At 42.3% G+C, this 19157-nt stretch carries 18 protein-coding genes and 3 pseudogenes; 19 read left to right on the top strand and 2 right to left on the bottom strand.

Going from position 1 to position 19157, the window contains the following annotated elements:
- From AC1DWN_RS08250 to AC1DWN_RS08225, 6 genes are all read left to right on the top strand, one after another.
- Positions 1-1025: SGNH/GDSL hydrolase family protein (locus tag AC1DWN_RS08250; RefSeq protein ID WP_477558417.1), on the top strand; the 1025-nt coding region annotated here is incomplete at its 5' end.
- A 625-nt stretch (positions 1026-1650) separates the two neighbouring features.
- The gene (locus AC1DWN_RS08245) at positions 1651-2319 is read left to right on the top strand and encodes a GntR family transcriptional regulator (protein WP_477558420.1); all 669 of its coding nucleotides are present in this window, start codon (positions 1651-1653) and stop codon (positions 2317-2319) included.
- Positions 2320-2344: 25 nt separating this feature from the next.
- Positions 2345-3415 carry a DUF4432 family protein gene (locus AC1DWN_RS08240; protein WP_477558416.1) on the top strand — a complete coding sequence of 357 codons (1071 nt, stop codon included), beginning with the start codon at positions 2345-2347 and terminating at the stop codon, positions 3413-3415.
- A gap of 14 nt (positions 3416-3429) precedes the next feature.
- Positions 3430-4215 carry a glucose 1-dehydrogenase gene (locus AC1DWN_RS08235; RefSeq protein WP_477558415.1) on the top strand — a complete coding sequence of 262 codons (786 nt, stop codon included), beginning with the start codon at positions 3430-3432 and terminating at the stop codon, positions 4213-4215.
- 28 nt (positions 4216-4243) lie between these two features.
- Positions 4244-5311: a mannonate dehydratase gene (locus AC1DWN_RS08230; RefSeq protein WP_477558414.1), complete on the top strand. Its 1068-nt coding sequence runs from the start codon at positions 4244-4246 to the stop codon at positions 5309-5311.
- Between the two features lie 52 nt (positions 5312-5363).
- Entirely contained in the window at positions 5364-6029 is a 666-nt protein-coding gene (locus AC1DWN_RS08225) for an RraA family protein (protein ID WP_477558413.1), read from the top strand.
- A gap of 247 nt (positions 6030-6276) precedes the next feature.
- On the opposite strand, the pseudogene AC1DWN_RS08220 reads toward AC1DWN_RS08225, so the two are convergent.
- Positions 6277-6408: pseudogene (locus AC1DWN_RS08220) on the bottom strand (ISNCY family transposase); the annotation flags it as partial.
- Positions 6409-6951: 543 nt separating this feature from the next.
- Here AC1DWN_RS08220 and AC1DWN_RS08215 point away from each other — a divergent pair.
- From AC1DWN_RS08215 to AC1DWN_RS08205, 3 genes are all read left to right on the top strand, one after another.
- The gene (locus AC1DWN_RS08215; RefSeq protein ID WP_477558412.1) at positions 6952-7473 is read left to right on the top strand and encodes a TetR/AcrR family transcriptional regulator; all 522 of its coding nucleotides are present in this window, start codon (positions 6952-6954) and stop codon (positions 7471-7473) included.
- Between the two features lie 109 nt (positions 7474-7582).
- On the top strand, positions 7583-7765 hold the full coding sequence (locus tag AC1DWN_RS08210; RefSeq protein ID WP_477558411.1) for a hypothetical protein: 183 nt from the start codon (positions 7583-7585) through the stop codon (positions 7763-7765).
- Between the two features lie 210 nt (positions 7766-7975).
- Positions 7976-8452 (top strand): DinB family protein, encoded by a 477-nt coding sequence (locus AC1DWN_RS08205; protein ID WP_477558410.1) that lies wholly within the window; start codon positions 7976-7978, stop codon positions 8450-8452.
- 351 nt (positions 8453-8803) lie between these two features.
- Here AC1DWN_RS08205 and AC1DWN_RS08200 read toward each other — a convergent pair whose 3' ends face one another.
- Positions 8804-9865 carry an S-layer homology domain-containing protein gene (locus AC1DWN_RS08200; RefSeq protein WP_477558409.1) on the bottom strand — a complete coding sequence of 354 codons (1062 nt, stop codon included), beginning with the start codon at positions 9863-9865 and terminating at the stop codon, positions 8804-8806.
- Positions 9866-10092: 227 nt separating this feature from the next.
- Here AC1DWN_RS08200 and AC1DWN_RS08195 point away from each other — a divergent pair, with 227 nt between their 5' ends.
- The 10 genes and pseudogenes from AC1DWN_RS08195 to AC1DWN_RS08150 all read left to right on the top strand — a co-directional run bounded on the left by AC1DWN_RS08195 (position 10093) and on the right by AC1DWN_RS08150 (position 19146).
- Positions 10093-10698, top strand: a complete 606-nt coding sequence (locus tag AC1DWN_RS08195) for a pentapeptide repeat-containing protein (protein WP_477558408.1) — start codon at positions 10093-10095, stop codon at positions 10696-10698.
- Between the two features lie 511 nt (positions 10699-11209).
- Complete coding sequence (locus AC1DWN_RS08190) at positions 11210-11500, top strand: hypothetical protein (protein WP_477558407.1); 291 nt, start codon at positions 11210-11212, stop codon at positions 11498-11500.
- Between the two features lie 238 nt (positions 11501-11738).
- A pseudogene (locus AC1DWN_RS08185) lies at positions 11739-12293 on the top strand (ChbG/HpnK family deacetylase); the annotation flags it as partial.
- Between the two features lie 26 nt (positions 12294-12319).
- Positions 12320-12577, top strand: a pseudogene (locus AC1DWN_RS08180) (heavy metal-binding domain-containing protein); the annotation flags it as partial.
- A gap of 303 nt (positions 12578-12880) precedes the next feature.
- Positions 12881-13537, top strand: a complete 657-nt coding sequence (locus tag AC1DWN_RS08175; protein ID WP_477558406.1) for a response regulator transcription factor — start codon at positions 12881-12883, stop codon at positions 13535-13537.
- Between the two features lie 3 nt (positions 13538-13540).
- Positions 13541-14980 (top strand): sensor histidine kinase, encoded by a 1440-nt coding sequence (locus AC1DWN_RS08170; protein WP_477558405.1) that lies wholly within the window; start codon positions 13541-13543, stop codon positions 14978-14980.
- On the top strand, positions 14977-15735 hold the full coding sequence (locus tag AC1DWN_RS08165) for a hypothetical protein (protein ID WP_477558404.1): 759 nt from the start codon (positions 14977-14979) through the stop codon (positions 15733-15735). The genes AC1DWN_RS08170 and AC1DWN_RS08165 overlap by 4 nt, the downstream gene beginning before the upstream one ends.
- 228 nt (positions 15736-15963) lie before the next feature.
- Positions 15964-16701 carry an N-acetylmuramoyl-L-alanine amidase family protein gene (locus AC1DWN_RS08160; protein WP_477558403.1) on the top strand — a complete coding sequence of 246 codons (738 nt, stop codon included), beginning with the start codon at positions 15964-15966 and terminating at the stop codon, positions 16699-16701.
- Positions 16702-16722: 21 nt separating this feature from the next.
- Positions 16723-18156 (top strand): ABC transporter substrate-binding protein, encoded by a 1434-nt coding sequence (locus tag AC1DWN_RS08155; RefSeq protein WP_477558402.1) that lies wholly within the window; start codon positions 16723-16725, stop codon positions 18154-18156.
- Between the two features lie 96 nt (positions 18157-18252).
- Entirely contained in the window at positions 18253-19146 is an 894-nt protein-coding gene (locus tag AC1DWN_RS08150; protein ID WP_477558401.1) for a carbohydrate ABC transporter permease, read from the top strand.
- Positions 19147-19157: the final 11 nt, after the last annotated feature.

The following is a 19157-nucleotide window of genomic DNA, read 5'->3' as shown; positions in this document are numbered from 1 at the left end:
CTTTCTTCGGAGATAGTACGGTGGACGGTGCGAATACGACGGGTTGGATTGCCAATACGATTGGTATGGACAGCACTTCGCCGAACGCTTTCTCAAAGAAGCTGGAGGAATTGCTTAGGCGAGCTGCTAATAACAACATCTTGCGCATTTATAACTCGGGATTTAGTGGGACTAACGCAAGCTGGGCGGTAACCATCTTAGAGGAGCAGTTCGGAGCAGCATCAGCTTATCGTGATGTACAAATGATCGGAATAGGCTTCGGGATCAACGATCGGCTTCTCTATCCCAACGAAAAAACTTATAGGGACGGATTTAAAGGTTCGATCAAGCAGATTATAAATTGGTGCTACTCGAAGAACATTCAACCGTTTCTATTAACGACTCAAGCGATCGTCGAACCAGGGGTAAAAACTGAGTATGCAGAAGACTACCCGATGAGAACGAGTGAACATATCGCTTGTATGGCTAATGAGGCAAAAAGAGAACTGGCCGAAGAGTACGGACTTCAGCTCATTGACATGAACAAATATACGGAAATGTTTCTACTGTATTCCTCTATCAGCACACATCGGATTATTTCAGATCGGTTGCACTTTGGAGACATCGGCCATCAGTATGAAGCGGGAGTACTCTTCTCCTGCCTGTCCCCTTGTACAACCGTCGTAGATGGCTATACCAAAATCGATTATTCCAGTCAAAAAATCAAAGACAGTGTACCTGATGACTGGTTGTCCATGCCGGAGGTGCCAGCGGACAGCTTCAAAGTTTTTGTTGACTACACGAAAGTGGATATTGCGGACATAATCATCATGTCTGCATGGGTGTATGTTAACGCCAAGCGGAAGCTAACGTTGAAGGCTTATAGAGGGGACTCTCCGGATACCTATATCAAAATAAATGGTGTTCCCAAAAGCTTGACCCGTACAGAAACAATCATCGATCAGTTAGATCTAGGCTTATATAAGCTGGAAGTGTTCACAGGAGCATCATTGAAAGCAGATTTTAAAGGCTTCATTCTCGAATAGAGTAAGAGTTGCACGAAAGCTGCACAAGATATCTTGCATCATGAGGCGGATATCGTTTGCACCCAGGAAGGGCAGTATACCATGCTGCTAGACTTGGAACCATGAAATTAGTTCCATACTTTTTTATCACCTGACAGTAAGTTAACAGCTAACAAACTCTAACGCCCGCAATACAAACCACGCATAAAGCTTATAAAGTACGACTACAAGCCGAACTGATTTCAGGTATTTCCTCCTGATTTCACTCGGCTTTTTCTTTTCTATTTCGATCTCTTTCTCAATCTTTTTCCCGATCAATATCCCTTAATCCCTTGCCATCCCTGGCTTTATCTCGTTTTTTAGTCAAACATAGCGTGAAAATGGATTCGGAGAGAGAGGTGGGAGGCGCAATCAAGCTATGTTAGCTGCTAACATCAACTGCTTATTTAAATGAAGACAGCTCCGCGTCAATTCTTCAAGATTCATTGACAAGATTGCTTTTTGAGCTATAATAAATCTGAAATCTGAAATTTCAGATGAAGGATTTTAGAATGTATGACTTATCTTATCGCAGTAATAACATGGTATGAAAATTTAGGTTAATTTGTTAAATGCCATTTTTGAAGAGGGATGATAGTTAGTGTCTATGAAAATCGAACACATCGAGATCACAGAAAAAGTATATCGGGCATTGAAGCAGATGATTCTTAACCGCGAATTTTGCGGTGGACAGAAATTAGATTTGAACATTCTTGCAACTCAGATGAAGATTAGCAGAACGCCACTTAAAGATGCGGTAAACCGTTTAGTGTCCGATGGATTAGTAGAAGTAAAGCCTCGTTCCGGTACTTTCATTACTCAAATAACGAGCGAGGATATTCGTTATATCATGGAACTACGAATAATGACAGAGCTATGGTCTCTCTCGAGATTAACGCCCGAGTCCGCTCGTGTGCTAGCGGACTCCTTGAAGCAGAATGTTGAGCTTTCTAGGCGAACCGTAGAATTGGATCCTTTTTCCTATGAGGAATTTTTGGATCTGGATATTGGGTTTCATCAAAAAATCGTTCAAGCCTGCGATAACCCGAAGATTTTCGAACAGTATATGTCCGGAAACAACTTCTTAAAGTTTGCCCGTGTCTTTTATTTCAAAAGCAAAGAAAGGTCTTTCAAAGGTCAAATGGAGCACGAGGAAATTTGCACTCACATCAGTCTTTTTCAGATTGAGGAGGCAAAGTCCCAACTGCTCATACATCTTGAAAATAGCATGAAAACAATGATCGACTTGTTAGAAGAGAACGGAGGTTCAATATGAGTAACAGGGTAGAGGACGAAACTCAATGAAGGGCCGGTATCGAAAGCAACGTAACTATGGATGCCGGATACATGACAGCTTAACCCATTCTGGAATGAAAGCGTTGGTTTTGGAAAATGAACTCATCCGAATATCGTTGCTCTTAGATAAGGGAGCGGAAGTATTTGAGTTCTTGTACAAGCCAAGAGATTTGGACTTTGTGTGGTTGACCGAGAATGGAATTCAGAATCCGACCGATTACTTGCCCACATCGCCGGATCCGATTTCTAGCTTCATTGACTATTATCCCGGTGGATGGCAGGAAGTGTTTCCGAATGGAGGTCCAACGAGTAAGTCCTTGGGAGCTGAGTTTGGACAGCATGGCGAGGTTGCCCACATGCCCTGGGATTATGAAATTGTAGAGGACCAACCTGAGAAAATTACCGTCCGGCTAACTGTAATGCCCAGGAAGATTCCCGTGCGATTGACCAGAACATTAACGCTTGTAAGCAACAATTCAACTTTGTATGTAGAGGAAGAATTAGAGAATTTGAGCGATGTGCCATTACCCTATATGTGGGGTCAACATTTGGCATATGGGAAGCCCTTTCTGGGCGAAGGGACTGCTATTATTTTACCTGAAGGAATCTCGGTGATCACGGATGCTGCCGATTCGGCACCAGATCAGGCCGCCCGGGTTAACCGGGGAAAAACATACAATTGGCCTTTGGTGGATGACCCTCAAGGAGGCAAGCTTGATCTTTCAATTGTTCCGCCAGTTGAAACACCCTCCGAAATTGTATATTTAACAGGTTTCCAGAATGTAGGCTGGTACCGATTAGAGAATCTTCAGCTGGATATGGGAATTAAGGTTGAGTGGGACGCTGATCGGATGCCTTATCTTTGGTATTGGCAAGAATTTGGCGCAACCAAATCTTATCCATGGTATGGCAGGCACTATAATATCGGACTAGAACCCTTTTCAAGCTATCCGACGCAAGGGCTGCATAAAGCGGTTGAAAATGGGTCGGCTGGAATGCTCGACGGTTATGCGACCCAAACGTTTTTTATGAATGTCGGACTTTACCCTATTGGATCAGTTAATGATCAGACCTGAATGGAGGGAAGCTTATGTTTGTTGATTTGAAGGATAAGGTTGCGGTTATCACCGGTGCGTCATCCGGAATTGGCCGAGCTATTGCCATAAGATACGGGGAAGAAGGAATGAAAGTTGTCATTGGTTACAATCGCGGAAGCGAGCAGGCACGGGACACCGAAGAAGCAGTTAGACGTGCAGGTGGTGAAGCAATAGCTGTAAAGGTAGATGTATCCTCAGAGGCAGATATCAAGAATCTTATAAACAGCACTGTTGAACGATATGGACGGCTTGATGTGATGGTCAATAATGCGGGGATTGAATCTACATCGCCTACCCATGACCTCGAATTGGATGAGTGGAATCGGGTAATTCAGGTGAATTTAACAGGTGCATTTCTAAGTGCACGTGAGGCTTTGAAAGTGATGAGACAGCTTCACATACAAGGAAATATTATTAATATATCGAGCGTTCATCAGAAAATACCCAAGCCGCTGCATGTTCATTATGCTTCTAGTAAGGGTGGACTTCGGCTGCTAACAGAATCACTTGCAGCTGAATACGCCCATTCAGGTATCCGGGTCAATGGAATTGCTCCTGGGGCGATCCGCACTCAGATGAATGAGCATTTACTCGATGACCCAGCTGTTGCAGAACGGATTAAGAAATTGATTCCAACGAGAAAGATAGGTAGTCCAGAGCAAGTCGCTGCTGCCGCAGCATGGCTGGCATCAGAGGAATCTAGTTACGTAACTGGGATCACCTTGTTTGTTGATGGCGGTATGACTTTATATCCGACTTACGTTAACGGAGATGAGTAGTTTAAGAAAGTAGGAGGAGAGAGAAAACATGAAGTTAGGGCTTGGATTGTATCGCGATCGATTAACTACAGACAATTTTAAATTCGCAAAACAGGCGGGATGCTCGCATATTATTGTTCATCTTGTCGATTATTATAACGGCCTTAATGGGCTGCCTTCTACGGATAAAGAACGAAACATGGGCATTGCGCGTCCGAACGAAGATATTTGGACATATGAGCATTTGTCGTCGCTGAAGCGCGAGATTAATGAACAAGGCTTAGAGCTTGAAGCGATCGAAAATTTCAGTCCTGCCGATTGGTACGATATTCTGTTGGATGGCCCCAAAAAAAGGGAACAAATGGAGCACTTGAAAAGAATCGTTCAGACTGTAGGTAAAGTTGGCATACCTGTCATCGGATACAATTTCAGTATTGCCGGGGTCTGGGGGCACGTGAATCGATCAGTTGCCAGGGGAGGAGCAGTTTCGGCCACTTTTGATGCCACTAATGGACCAGAAGAAACGCCGATACCTCATGGTCAAATATGGAATATGACCTATGACTTTGATGCGCCTCCCGGTTTCATTCCCCCTATCTCCTCAGAGGAATTGTGGGAGCGCCTTGAATGGTTTTTAAAGGAACTTCTGCCTGTTGCAGAGGAAGCGGGCGTTCGTTTGGCAGCTCATCCGGATGATCCGCCGATGCCGACCATCCGTGGTTACGGCAGACTAGTGAATCAGCCCTCTCTCTATCAACGGTTGTTGGATATCTATCCTAGCCACAGCAATGCATTGGAATTTTGCTTGGGTACACTGCAAGAAATGACTGAGGGTAACATCTATGACACAATTGACCAGTATACCAAGCAGGATGCGGTAGGGTATGTTCATTTTCGGAATGTGAAGGGTAAAGTGCCCAATTACCAGGAAGTGTTCGTTGATGAGGGCGACATCGATATGATCCAAGCTATGAGAATATTCAAGAAAAATAATTATAATGGTGTTTTCATTCCGGATCATACGCCGCAGTTAGCTTGCAATGCGCCTTGGCATGCAGGTATGGCCTATGCACTAGGCTATATGAAAGCATTGCTCGCAGTAATTGATAGAGAATAGATCAGTCTTCGGTAGAAGAAACGAAAATGACATATGGAGGGCGGTTTAAACGATGAGTAYTCCTAGCAAAGATCAAGAACTATTTGAACTTATGAAGCGTGAATTATATACACCTGTAATCGGAGATATCTTGGATGACATGGGCAGGTATCATCAAATTCTTCCACCTGCCATTCAACCGATGAAGGAACATATGGTATTAGCCGGACGGGCAATGCCGGTAAACATGATCGATGTATATGGCAAACAGGAGAAGCCTTTCGGATTATTAACCGAAGCTCTTGATCAATTGCAGCTGGGTGATATCTATATAGCAAGTGGGGGCCACATGAGGTGCGCTTACTGGGGAGAAATCTTAACAGCGACTGCTAGGTCGCGCCAAGCAGCGGGTGCCATAATTAACGGATACCACCGGGATACACCTCAGGTGCTGGAGCAGAACTGGCCCGTCTTTTCCCGCGGACGTTATGCCCAAGATTCTGGGGTCCGCACTAAAGTTGTGGATTACCGCTGCTCTATCGAGGTGGATGGTGTTTGGATCAACCCTGGCGATTTGATCTTTGCTGATCTAGATGGCGTATTAGTCATTCCACAGGAGCTGGAGGCTGAGGTTATCGAACGTGCTTTGGAAAAGGTTAAAGGTGAAAAAATGGTACGGAAAGAAATTGAAGCCGGTATGTCGAGTACTGCTGCTTTTCAAAAGTATGGTATTTTGTAATAGGAGGAAATAAGGTTTTTCGTTATGAATGAAAAAATTTCAATCAATGAGTTTGCATATTCAAAAGCATATTTGTAGAGGAGATAACTATCGAATCCTCGTAGATGAAATTTCCCCGCAGCAAGCTGTGGGGAAATTTCATTTGTGCTTGATCATAATATCCGACTACCAATTTAGGTAACAAAGAGAAGGAAACATTCCCGTACACTATCCAAAAACGTTTGTAATCTTCTCAAGCAGCTCGTGTCGAATGTCTTTCCCAAGCTGTTTGCTTAAGTCCTTTGGCAAGCAGAATCCGTCTCGCGCTGGAACTGCTTAACTGTATGTCCTCGTGCTCCTGTAGTAGCTCTGCAAAGTGACTGCGGTTACTGCCATGATACAAATCCACGTTTGCTTGTCTTGGACCCAAGACAAGAACATATATCGTTTGCCGAATTAGGACAAGAACCTGTATTTATTGCTACAGCTGCTTGGTGGTAACTAAAGTAGATGGTTCCCGTATTTGTCAGGATTCCTCTTATACCGAAAGGGAAGAGGTACTTATGAAAAAATGAGCATAAGAGGTTTTCACCTAATGTTCATTACAATTTCGTTATTCACAGTAGGGTACACCAACAACGCAAATAATTAGATGCGGCAGCAGAAAGCACAGATGCAACAATCCCAGAAATAGCAAGAGGGAAGCATGGATAATCGAATTCAAATCTCCAATCAAGCTGCAAAAAAAGAATCACTTAAATAGGAAGGGTAAGTCGAGCGAATGTGCTGGTTATAAATGACACACCAGGAATTCTTGAAGCGATTGGTATTGAATTGTGAAGCATCTCCTTGTCTAGATTGACGCGTTGCTTCTATGCTATTGTTCGTATATACTCGTTATACAAGCGATGAAACACTAATATGTTAAGGAGGCGACATTCCGATGACAAAACTCGAGACGACCTCGGTAAATCGTAAATCAGACATCATTTCAGCGGCAATCGAGGTATTCGCAGAGATCGGATACTTCCGGGCAACAACGGCACAAGTTGCGGAAAGGGCCAAAATATCGCAGCCATACGTTTTTCGTTTTTTCTCTACAAAAGAAGCGTTATTGCTGACGGCGCTTGAGGTATCTTGGACGCGAGTGATCGATTCCTTCCGCGAGGTCGTGGAGTCCACTTCGGCCGAACAATTGGAGACCAAACTGGTCCGGGCCTACGAGGATATTCTGGACACCTACCAAAATGAAATGCTGCTTCAGATGCAGGCTCAGACGATCCGAGAAGAATCAATCCGGCAAGCGATGCGAAATGGATTCGGGGAAGTCCGCCAAATGGTTTTGGACGCTTATCGCGCAGCCGGCGTTCCGAATGCGGAAGAACGGACGTTACTATTTCTAGCCCGTGGAATGTTATGCAATATTTCGGCAGCGTTGGACATGCCCGAGTTGATGGGGAAGTGAGGATAGTGACAGGCATTTCAAAAATTGTGATTGACTGATCAATAATTGCGTGATAAATTGGTTTTAAGTTAGTGATTGATCAATCACAAATGAGAAAGAGGTGATTCCTATGGAAAATGTGATTGTCGTAGGAGCAACAGGCGGCACGGGCGCTTCGGTGACGGAGGAGCTAGCCGAACTGTTAGACCGCCTATATGAAGTGAATCCTGTGATCAGGCCGATGACAGCCTTTGAACAGATTAGAGCATATTGGGGCGGATACATTCTGGGAAGTCTTCCAACCATCAGATAAAAAAAATTCTCCATACGGTAGCAATTTGATCAATAGTTATTGCCACGCAGGAGCTGCACGCCTGCCTATTTCATTCGTAAGTATGTAGAAGAAATAGGACGATAATAAAATGAGAGATTAAGCGATAGTTTGATTCGTCTCCATCCGTTTGAATTTACGTCCCAATCGTATTAGAATAGAACGGAGACTCATTTGGGAGGCGAATAATACATGTACCGTAAAGTAGAAGACTTTTTGGAAGAATGGACGTCATCATCGGCTGGCACGCTGGCGGTTATGAAGGCAATCACAGACGATAAGATGAATACGGCGATCGTAGAAGGACATAACTCGCTGGGCTGGTTGGCTTGGCATTTGGTAGGATCGGCGGGAGCGTTCGGTCACTTCGCTGGCTTGCAAATTCCGGGCGTTGAGCGCGGCGCGAAGGTGCCGGACCATATGGCGGAGATCGTGGAGAAGTACGAAGCGATTATCGAAGCTTATAGTGTAGAGGCGAAGAAGCTGAACGATGAGCAAATGACTGAAGAAATTAACGGATTCATGGGGCTTACGCCACGTGGCAAGTTTTTGCGCCAGTTCATCGACCACCAAACGCATCATCGCGGTCAAATGACGGTTCTACTTCGTCAGGCGGGTTTGACGGTGCCGGGCGTGATGGGACCGACAAAAGAAATGCAAATGCAATAATAAGTGCGTGCGATCCGCTGGATCGATTGAAAGATGGCTGTCATACTGAAGCCAAGCAGGAGCTACCTTCGGGTAGCTCTTTTTTTAATGTATATGAATTTATAAGTATCTTCCTCTTACGGAAGCATGCAAGCAATATATCGAATCCTGCAATCAGTATTTTTATTGTGATATAGCCTGCTATTTTGGTCCCCCCTTTGAAGCGCAAGCTTTGGCGGGAATGGTTGCAAGCTTGAGGGAAAAGGATCGAAATAATGTGGTTTTTAATAATAAAGTATGAAAAAAAGGAGCGTGAACTATAGTAGCTCACACTCCTTTTATATTTGAAATCTATCAAAAGCTTAAGCTCGGTTATTGCTGCTCATTATTAAAGTACATGTAGATTTTCCAGCTGTTGTCGTTCATTTTCTTCAAATAGTAAATACCGTCGGTTGCTACTGTTTCTATGTTTTGGTCGTTAGCTATAGTGGTTGTTACTTTGTAGCTTCCACCGGTTGACTCAATCATGGCAAATCGATCTGTTTTATTAATGACCGTAAGTTTCTGCTCACTGATTTTATCCATTTCAATTTCATAACCTTCGTTTACAAGAGCAATTAGTTCTTCGGAATAGGAATGATTAAACGCTAAATAAAAACCGGTATAAAATTTTGCATATACATCACTTAATTGATCGTATGTTTTATCTTTGATTACTTGATTTTCTTGTTCTTCTGAATCTAAAACTACAGTTGTGAGTAGACCATCTTCAGGTAATGAACTAGCTTGCAAATCTAACGCACGCTGCAACATGACAACAGCTTCAGCTCGTTTCGCATTGGCAAAAGGCTTGAACTCTGTTTCGGTTATGCCTCGAACAATCCCAGCTTGACTTGCCTTAATAATGGATGATTTAGCGTAGTATTCGGGTACATCTTTAAATAGCTTAATTTCTCCTTCAAATTTTACCGATGAAGAAAAGGCTCTAACGACCATTGTTGCGATTTCACCGCGTTTAATATTTTGATTTGGACCGAATTTTGTTTCATTAATACCATTAACAATGCCTAAGGAGCTGGCAATACGAATAGAATCGGAGTACCATTTTCCTTGCTCAACGTCAGTAAAAGTCGTTCCAGGCACATCGCTTGTTAAACCTAATGCACGAACCAAAATCGAAACAAACTCCGCGCGGCTTATGGAATCGTTTGGTTTTAGCGTTACAATTCCTTCATTATCCACATAACCTCGTAATAAATCTGCGTTCACAAAGTTGTCCAGCTCGTATAAAGCCCAGTGCTCTTCAATGTCTGTCGGAAAGTAGTTTTCCAAAGGAGTAAGCTCTGCGGCTTTCACTTGTACAGAATGAAGAGGATAAATCAGAAGTGCGAATAAAAGTAAGAAGATCGAGCTGCGAAAATAAAGGTTTTTCATATTGATGTTCCTCTCTTAGTTGAAAAAATTTCCTCTATGAGAATATCAGAATATAATGGTTTATTCTAGTGGGAAATTAAGGACGGAAGTATTAAGAGTTATGAAAAATAAAGCGCTTGACTTTTAACTGTGCTCGGACGGTACTTGACAGCCGTATGTTATATTAGGGGAAAAGGTCAAGAATCCAAATAACTAGCTTGCTTGCTAGCATACATAGGAGGCATCTAATGTTTCAGCATATAAATCAAAATTATGAAGGAATAAACTTTAGCAATCAAGATTTAAGGTATGGTGAGCTAATAAGCTGCACATTTAATGGTTGCTCGTTTTCTAACGGATCACTAGATGAGATTACATCCAGCAACTGTCGTTTCATTGCGTGTGATTTTCGTGGAGCCTTGTTAAATGGCTCTATTCATAAAGAATCCGCGTTTGAGAATTGCAACTTTAACGGAGCTAATCTTTTTGTTTCGAAATTTGAAAACTGCAAAATGACTGGTTCAGACTTCTCAGGCTCGAGCATGGATGGGATCACCATTTTTCAAGGCAACTGGTCCTATACCAATTTGAGACATACCAACTTAGCTAGACAGGACTTACGTGGGGTTAAATTTTTTGAAGCAGACTTGTCAGGAGCCAATCTAGAAAAAGCCGATTTAAGAGATTGTGATTTGACTATGGCGATACTAGCAAAAGTGAAGCTGCAAGGTGCTGATGTAAGAGGGGCTAAATTGGAAGGAGTGGATTTTAAAACATTCACCATTTCAGGTATGAGAATGGATAGTGAGCAAGCTGTACTGTTTTCACTTTCTCATGGAGCCAAGGTTGGCTGATGAAAATCGTGTGCCGAACAAGGACAAAGACATGTAGAATTAATTTGAACAAAAAGGGATCGGTTTGCTACGGCAGCTAATCCTTTTCTTAGTAAAGCTAATAAACAAGCATCCTTTCACCGATTCATAAGTGATTTGACTGTATTTTATACAATCAGATCCACTTAAACATCGATGTATTTGTCCCAGCCTGTATTTCATACAGCCTAATCACTTGTTATCCAGATAAAGAGCCTCTAACTGCCTATTTGATTGTATCTTTTCCATTCAAACACGTTGAAAATGGTAATATCGTCTGTTTGAATGTACAATTTCCATCCTAATCGCTCATCTATCCTCACACTAGCTTGTTAAGTGTGAATACATGCAAAAATCGGTACACGGTATTTATCTTGTCCTCCATACCACGAAAATATGGAAGGCCATAGCCTTCCGGGTCAAGTGTACAGGTCGTAATTCCTTTTTGCGAATACAATATGGTGTATTCCAAAACAGGAAGGGGATAATTACTGTGAACCGTAATGATTACAATAATATAGGCAATGTAGGCGGCATGAATGAATCTGAATTTTGTCCCGATTGTCCAACGCAAACGATGTATGATCCTCCAATTACGCAATACGAGGACTACTACCATCCTCAACTTGTAAACGTCATCCAAAATATTGAAACGGTGAAGCAACATCATTGTTGTCCTGTTTATCAGCACCATTATACGCATACAGTGAAAAATGTTATGGTTTCAAGTGTGAAGAGCAGGAAACATGCTAAGATTTCTTCCAAGAAACGTTCAAAACAATAGTCCTTAAATTAACCCAATGACCCGTAAGGATGACCACTTCGCGAATGAAGCGGCCATCTTACGGGTCTTATGTGTGTTTGTCGTTTTCAGACATGCCGTAATATAGGAGGTGAGGTCACATATCCGATCACCATTCATTACAAAGATGGGACATCGGAAACAACGGCTGTTTTTAAGGGGATGGTCATTTCAGATCATTTAAGTGAAACCATAAGGATCGTGAAACCATGAGGTTAGGCTTGAATTACGAGCTCAAATTACATATGCGATTTCTCAAGGGATTGATCCCACTCATCTTGACAGTCATGCAGGGAGTATTTTGGGTATATGCACCGGACGTGATTTCTTAGAAATTGTATTGGATCTTTGTCAAGAGTATCAACTTCCCTTCAATTTGCCTAGAAGGATACTAATGCAACCGTTTATAAATGAAGAGCAAAAGGAAAGGTTTTCGGAAATAATTTCTTCGGCGGATAGGCGCGGTATTTTACTCATTGATGATATGATTTCTCTTCCCTATTGCCTTAGCACGAATCCAGAGTACGAGACAGTGAAGGCGCAGTTTATAACTATGGTCGAAAATCTAAAGCCTGGTATCACTCAGTTAACAGTTCATCCCTCTATTATTACTGAAGAATTGAAACGATTAACAAACTGTTATATGGAAAGGGAAATTGAATTCCGCTTACTCTGTGATTTAGATATAATACAGCTTTTAAAAAAGGAAAACATGAAACTCATTTCATGGAAGAACATTCGTGACATACAACGTTCAACTAACAGGAAACTATAGTTGAACAAATAAGGTGGAGTATACATATGATCGTTGTTACGACCGAAAACATTCCGGGATATAAAGTCAAAGAAGTCAAAGGGATGTGCTTTGGACTGATTGTTAGGAGTCGCGGGCTTGGCGCTGACATCAAAGCAGCATTCAAAGGTTTGGTGGGAGGCGAAATCAAACAGTTCACTTCGTTGCTAGAGGATCTACGGAAAGAATCCATGGACCGCTTGGTACAAAACGCTCAGGCAATGGGCGCAAACGCCATTGTGATGGCCCGCTTTGATTCCGGAGATAAACGCTACAAAAAAAGAAAGTCTGGGGTTATTCCCAATGGGTTTATCCGCACGGAGGAAGTTAGCATAGATCCGGTTACGCATGAGAAGCAGCGAGTTTATTACAACCTGGATACGGAGGAGCGAATCTATATTCGTACCGATTAATTACCGCGTAAATCGCGGTTTTTTTATTTTATCGGCAAATATTCGTGACAATGTGCAATGTACTTCAAGTAAAGTAAGAAATGATAGCCGATGAGTGAAAACTATGAATTGCTGTGATAAGCTTAGTCTGACAATTTGATTAGGAGATTTCTAAATATGCAAAAAAAGATTTTGATCGTTGAAGATGATATCCATATATCCCAAATCATTAAAATGACTCTTAACATTGTGAACTACGCGACAACTGAAGTGTATGACGGCTTGGCGGCGCTTGAGGCGGTAAAGCAAGAGAAGTTCGATCTCATCCTGCTCGACGTTATGATTCCGCTGCTCGATGGATTTGCGTTGATGGAGAAAATTCAACCCTACCACATACCGGTCATTTTCCTGACGGCAAAAAACTCGGTATACGACAAAGTCAACGGACTGAAGCTGGGGGCCGATGACTACATGGTCAAGCCCTTTGAAGGGATTGAACTGCTGGCCAGGATTGAAACCGTATTGCGAAGATACGGCAAAGAAGAACGCGTGATGCAGTTTCAAAACATTCTAATAGATTTGGACAAACGAGAAGTGACCCTACTGGGGGAGCCAGTCGAACTGACCCCGAAGGAATACGAGTTAATTGTCGTACTGCTGAAAAATAAGAACATCGCCCTCTCCAGAGAGCAGTTCATCGATAAAGTATGGGGGGGCGACTATTACGGCGAAACGAGAACGGTCGATATGCATATCAAATCGGTGCGTAAGAAGCTTCAGCTTCAGGATCATATCAAGACGATTTACAAAATCGGTTACCGGCTGGAGGATTGATCGATGAAATTTTGGCAAAAAATTTATTTGTACTCTTTTCTGGTCTTTGCAATCATCTTTAATGCAGCTTCCTTTATGGTCATTGAGCGGAGCCATAAAAAAATGCTGGGGCAGGAAATCAACAACGCGTTAAGCCAGAATATGAGCATTCATTCCAGCGTAGATGCGATTGTTCCGATCCTTCGTATCTATGATTCTATCGATTACGAGAAAACGGTATTAACCAATATCGCCAATGAATTTGTTGAGAAGAATAGCGACCAACCTGTCTATTTGGAAATTACAAACGAAACGAACCAGTTGATCTACAGCAATACCGATTTCAAAATGCCGACGCATCGCGAGGAATTGGACAAGCTTGCCGAGGACGAAATTAATTACATTTTGCGGGATATCGGTCAGCATACGATATTATTCACATCGAACATTACGAATATTAATAATAAACGATATGTGTTCACTTACATGAAAGACGTTACTCCCTTGTATGAGGATCGCGTGGATCAGTACGGTTTTTTCGTAAAAGTTGATTTGGCCGCATGCTTCCTCTATATGCTTATAATGTTTTTCGTGAGCAAAGGGCTGACGAAGCCGATCGATCGACTCAACCGAACGGCTCAAGTCATTGCGCAGGGCGGTTTTTCGGAACGTGTTAGGCTGAAATCAAAGGATGAAATAGGCGTATTGGCAAGCAATTTTAATGATATGGCTTCAGTTGTCGAGAATACAATCAATGAGCTTGAGCGGCACAATCAAGAGAAGCAAAGGTTCATCAATAATTTTACTCATGAATTAAAAACGCCGCTGACGTCGATTATCGGATATGCAAATTTCCTGCGGACGACCAAATATAACGAAGAACGGTTTCTGGATGGGTTGAATGTCATTTACTCAGAAGGAAAGCGACTAGAATCACTTTCGCTCAAGCTAATGGATTTGATATCACTTCAGGAGGAGCATTTCCAGATGGAGGAGCATGATTTGGGAGCCATTATCGCCGAGATCGAACCTGCATTGGAGATGATGGCCAAGGAGAAGCAGGTTTCGATCGTTACGGATTGCGAAGAGGGCAAGCTGCTACTAGAAAAGGATTTGATCAAAATTCTGATCTTCAATCTCGTCGACAATGCGCTTAAGGCTTCTGCCGAACAACAGAGCATCATCCTACGTACTTACTGGCGTGACAGCCGGTATATTCTTGAAGTGATCGATCAAGGCATCGGTATTGGCAAAGAGCATGGGGACAAAATTTTTGAACCGTTCTACATGGCGGATAAAGCTAGAACGAGAAGCTACAATGGTACGGGCTTAGGTCTCTCGATTTGTCAAAGCGTAGCGAGCATACACAATGCCGTCATCGAAGTGAGCAGTAAAGAAAATCAGGGCACGAAGATTGGAGTTATTTTCGAACAAATGGGTCCGAAAGGCGGGATGAATTCATGAATAAGCTCATTATGGTTATCGTATGTGCGGTATTCATGTTCCTGACGACGGGGTGCGGGGGATTGTTCAACGCGATCGAAAAGGACACCGTCATGGTAAAAAAAATACCCAAAGAGCACAAAAGCAACGAAGTAAAATACGAAGGTGTTCTTTCTCAGGATGCTGTGAAGACGCTCAGCTTAAATGCGGTCAATAAGTATTTTAACAAGAAGCTGACTATTGACATGGTCCAGTTCGAGTTGATGGCTATAGATCAGAAGGAGCTTAAAGATTTACTGGATAGGGTTGCTTACGGCGTTGATCCGCAACCTAAGAATAATCAGGGGTTCAAGTTTGATGTCAAAACGGAGCTGAATAAATATCCTAACGGTCTGTTTTACATGACTCTGACCCTTTCGGCTGATCACAATGAAGTCTATGATATTGTTTTGAATGCCAAAGATGGCGACGTAATTAAAATTTTCAAAGCAGATCAGATCCCACAGGTTGTTTATGACGTTAAAGAACCAAATGTGATAGTGGATGGGGTAATCGAGATCGCTAATCAGTTTATTCAGGACAAGGGAAGTTATTCCTTGTCGGATCTAGTCCTAAATGAGAAAGATATCCGCTATGGCATCGTAGCAGAAATATATTATATGAGCAAGGACAACCAATCATTAAAATATAGTATCATGATTAATTCTAGAACGAAGCAAGTGGTTGGATTCAGTAAAGAAGTGATGGCGATACTTAGTTATTTTTCAAGGTCATAAGTTGATTAACAGAACCAGTGCCAGCTGCAGCCGCAGCTGGTTTTTTTGTGCTGATCGGTTGGTTGAATTCAAACTTTACAACTTCAATACAAGTCCATCTAACTTATCATATATTCGCTTACTATACTGATAGAGTACCGCCGTGATATGGAAGAGGGACGATTAGTGTAAATGCCCATCTATACGGTTTCATTAATCGATATCTGAGGGAGAAGGAAGCGAGACAGCATGATAAGGATAAGTAGAAAACAGCTTCAACGCCGTCAAGCGATATTTTTAATAATCGTCGTCGCTTTGATGGGAATGGTCTGGTTGATATATGAGCTATTTTTATCCCCGATTTTGGCGAATCGAGACACATCTTCTGCGGAGTCGGCAGTTTGGCCGAACAAGAATGAGGTAACGCCACATGAAGTATCCCAACGCTACAAAATCGTGATTGATGCGGGGCATGGAGGCAAGGATCCCGGCGCAGAAGGAGTCAGCGGCAACATGGAGCAGGCGTACTCGCTCGAGCTGTCCATGAAGGTTCTTGACTTACTCCAGAAGGAGCCGATGTTCGAGGCGTATATGACACGTACGGATAACAGCTTTGTCGGTCTGGAAGATCGCGCCCAAATTGCAATCGATCTCGATGCAGATGCGTTTGTCTCTATTCATGGGAACACATACACGGATCCTGACGTATCTGGCACCGAAACGTATTATTATGCAGACGAAAGTCTTCCGTTCGCACGCGAGGTGCACGAGCAACTAGCAGAGTCTACAGGATTCAAGGATCGCGGTGTGAAAAAGGAAGGCTGGAAGGTACTGACGACCAGCAACAATCTCGCTGTTTTGCTGGAGGTGGGGTTCCTTACGAACCGGAGCGATGAAATGAATATGCTCAATGATATGCATCAGAATCGAACAGCCGGAGCCATTGTGAAAGGGATTAAAAAGTATTTCATGGATAGAGAAGATTAGAAATAGGAAGGAAGAATACATATGAAAAAAATATTGTTAATTATGGTAACTATTATACTCATGATCTCTGTCGCTGCCTGCAGCCGTGCGGACAATGGGAATACAGTGCAAACACCAAACAATGATAGGACAGAAAAAGTGCCCGATGGAAAAAAGACAGAATTAACGGAATCACCAGAACCCGACAGAAAAAATACGGAAGGAACGAAATCGAGTGGAGAGAAGAAAACCATTGTGTTCTCTACACTTTATCATTACGAATTGTTTAAGGAAGCTAAGAAGCAATACGAAGCTAAGCATCCTAATATCACGATTGAGCTTAAGTATATAGAGAGTGGTGATGGTGCAGAAGGGCAAGCGGCTTCTGAGAAATTCATCAAAACGACGAACACTGCTATTTTATCAGGTAAAGGTCCTGATCTGATTGAAATGGATCAATTGCCAGTCGAAAACTATGTAAAAAAGCATATGTTAGCCAATATGAGCGAAATAATAGAGAAGGACCCATCTTTTAAGAAAGAGCAGTATTTCAACAACATTTTGGACAATGTAAAGAGTAACGGCGGAGTTTATGGGATGCCCTTGTATTTCTTTGTGTATGGTCTGATAGGAGACCAGACATTGATTGAGAAAAGCGAGGTGAAGTTCGACGACAAGACTTGGAATTGGAGTCAATATACCGATGCGATCAGACAACTAATGAAGTTTGGAGAGAAAAGTGGCCAATATGGAGTGTTTAGTTCACCGGATGCTTTATTAAATGAAATGGTTAAAGATCAATACCCGACGTTTGTAGATGAGGTCAATGGAAAGGTGAGTTTCGATTCGGATACCTTTACTAAATTACTCCAGCAAGTAAAGTCCTTGTCCGACGAACACATTATCACTGAGGAACAAGTACACCCTCTATTCAGAACGGTTTCTATTGTTTCACCCACTGATTATATTCGTGAATTAAAGCAAAGTGAATATAATCTGAAGGGCTATGAATTTAAATCCAAGCTGTACGCCAAGCCAAATGCAAATGGTCAGCAAACTGGAGGTTATTTTAGACCGTACGCAACCATTGGTATCAATGAGAAGTCTTCTGTCAAAGAGGAAGCATGGGATTTTCTTAAATTTATGTTGTCTGATGAGATGTCAGCTCCAAGAACGGGTTTTCCTTTAAATAAAAGCTTATATGAGAAGCAAAAGCAGCAACTATTAAAGGAAGGGACCGTTAAGTCTGATCAAGAAATGGGAGCTATGAAAGGCAAGATATTTGAGGTAACAGCAAAAGATATTCAAGGATTAGATCAATTCGTTTTTGGAGCAATTCATCCCGTTGCATTCAAGCCTTCTAAGGTCGAAGAGATCATTTCAGAAGAATCCAAAGCCTATTTCAGTGGACAGAAATCAGCAGAGGTAGTGGCGAAGTTGATTCAAAATAGAGTGAAAACTTTCTTGAATGAATAACCTTTCCTTGAATGAATAACCAAGTGCTCGGAATGAACCTTGAACGAAAATTCAGGGTTCATTTTCTCATTAGAAGTGGATTTTGGAGGTGTTAACATGGAGGGCAAGCGTAATCGGGGCAAGCTATTGAAGCTGCTGCGCAAGGATTGGGCAGTGGCTTCTCTCTTCTTGGTGCCGAGCTTGGCAGGCTTCGCGATTTTTTATCTTATTCCGTTTGTCATGGGAGTATTTTATTCATTCAAAGATAACACGGTGGATGGCTCTTTTGTCGGTTTTGAAAATTATAAACAGCTGTATGCTAGCGGATCCTTTCGTAAAGCGGCAACAAACACATTGCTATTTACCAGTGTAAGCGTGCCGCTCATCGTTGCTCTATCTTTATTATTTGCGCTTTTGCTAAATCAAAAACTATTTATTCGGAATTGGCTGCAGACCGCTTTTGTATTGCCACTTGTCGTACCCGTTGCATCCATTGTAATGATATGGCAAATTTTATTCGATTGGAATGGTACAGTGAATTTGTGGATGGAGAGCATACATATAGAACGGATCGACTGGATGAAATCAAATTGGTCCATGGGCGTGTTGGTTATCGTATATATATGGAAAAATATTGGGTACAACATCATTTTATTTTTGGCGGGGCTACAAAGTATTCCTAAGGATTACTATGAAACTGCGGATATCGAAGGTTCGGGAAAATTTCATAAGTTGATCAATATCACGATTGTCTATTTGACTCCGACCATGTTTTTTGTCGTTTTAATGTCCATTATTAATTCGTTCAAAGTTTTCCGTGAAACGTATCTGATCGCTGGCGATTATCCGCATGATCGAATTTATATGCTGCAGCATTATATGAACAACATGTTTCTATCACTCGATATTCAGAAACTAACGGCCGCTGCCACCCTGATGGTAGGCTGTATTCTAATCAGTGTGACAGTCATGCTTTCAATAGAACGTCGTTTTCGGCAATTCATGGATTAAGTATAGGGAAG

This window comes from Paenibacillus sp. P4_A7 (assembly GCF_056402455.1).
Note: the sequence above shows the minus strand (reverse complement) of the source record. Positions and strands in the feature narration are given on the sequence as shown.

Coding starts and splice junctions, on each gene's coding strand:
- AC1DWN_RS08205 (WP_477558410.1), top strand. CDS start 7,976: ATGTACCGTAAAGTAGAAGACTTTTTGGAAGAATGGACGTCATCATCG.
- AC1DWN_RS08155 (WP_477558402.1), top strand. CDS start 16,723: ATGAAAAAAATATTGTTAATTATGGTAACTATTATACTCATGATCTCT.
- AC1DWN_RS08175 (WP_477558406.1), top strand. CDS start 12,881: ATGCAAAAAAAGATTTTGATCGTTGAAGATGATATCCATATATCCCAA.
- AC1DWN_RS08200 (WP_477558409.1), bottom strand. CDS start 9,865: ATGAAAAACCTTTATTTTCGCAGCTCGATCTTCTTACTTTTATTCGCA.
- AC1DWN_RS08240 (WP_477558416.1), top strand. CDS start 2,345: ATGAAGGGCCGGTATCGAAAGCAACGTAACTATGGATGCCGGATACAT.
- AC1DWN_RS08215 (WP_477558412.1), top strand. CDS start 6,952: ATGACAAAACTCGAGACGACCTCGGTAAATCGTAAATCAGACATCATT.
- AC1DWN_RS08210 (WP_477558411.1), top strand. CDS start 7,583: ATGGAAAATGTGATTGTCGTAGGAGCAACAGGCGGCACGGGCGCTTCG.
- AC1DWN_RS08195 (WP_477558408.1), top strand. CDS start 10,093: ATGTTTCAGCATATAAATCAAAATTATGAAGGAATAAACTTTAGCAAT.
- AC1DWN_RS08150 (WP_477558401.1), top strand. CDS start 18,253: ATGGAGGGCAAGCGTAATCGGGGCAAGCTATTGAAGCTGCTGCGCAAG.
- AC1DWN_RS08160 (WP_477558403.1), top strand. CDS start 15,964: ATGATAAGGATAAGTAGAAAACAGCTTCAACGCCGTCAAGCGATATTT.
- AC1DWN_RS08165 (WP_477558404.1), top strand. CDS start 14,977: ATGAATAAGCTCATTATGGTTATCGTATGTGCGGTATTCATGTTCCTG.
- AC1DWN_RS08230 (WP_477558414.1), top strand. CDS start 4,244: ATGAAGTTAGGGCTTGGATTGTATCGCGATCGATTAACTACAGACAAT.
- AC1DWN_RS08245 (WP_477558420.1), top strand. CDS start 1,651: ATGAAAATCGAACACATCGAGATCACAGAAAAAGTATATCGGGCATTG.
- AC1DWN_RS08235 (WP_477558415.1), top strand. CDS start 3,430: ATGTTTGTTGATTTGAAGGATAAGGTTGCGGTTATCACCGGTGCGTCA.
- AC1DWN_RS08170 (WP_477558405.1), top strand. CDS start 13,541: ATGAAATTTTGGCAAAAAATTTATTTGTACTCTTTTCTGGTCTTTGCA.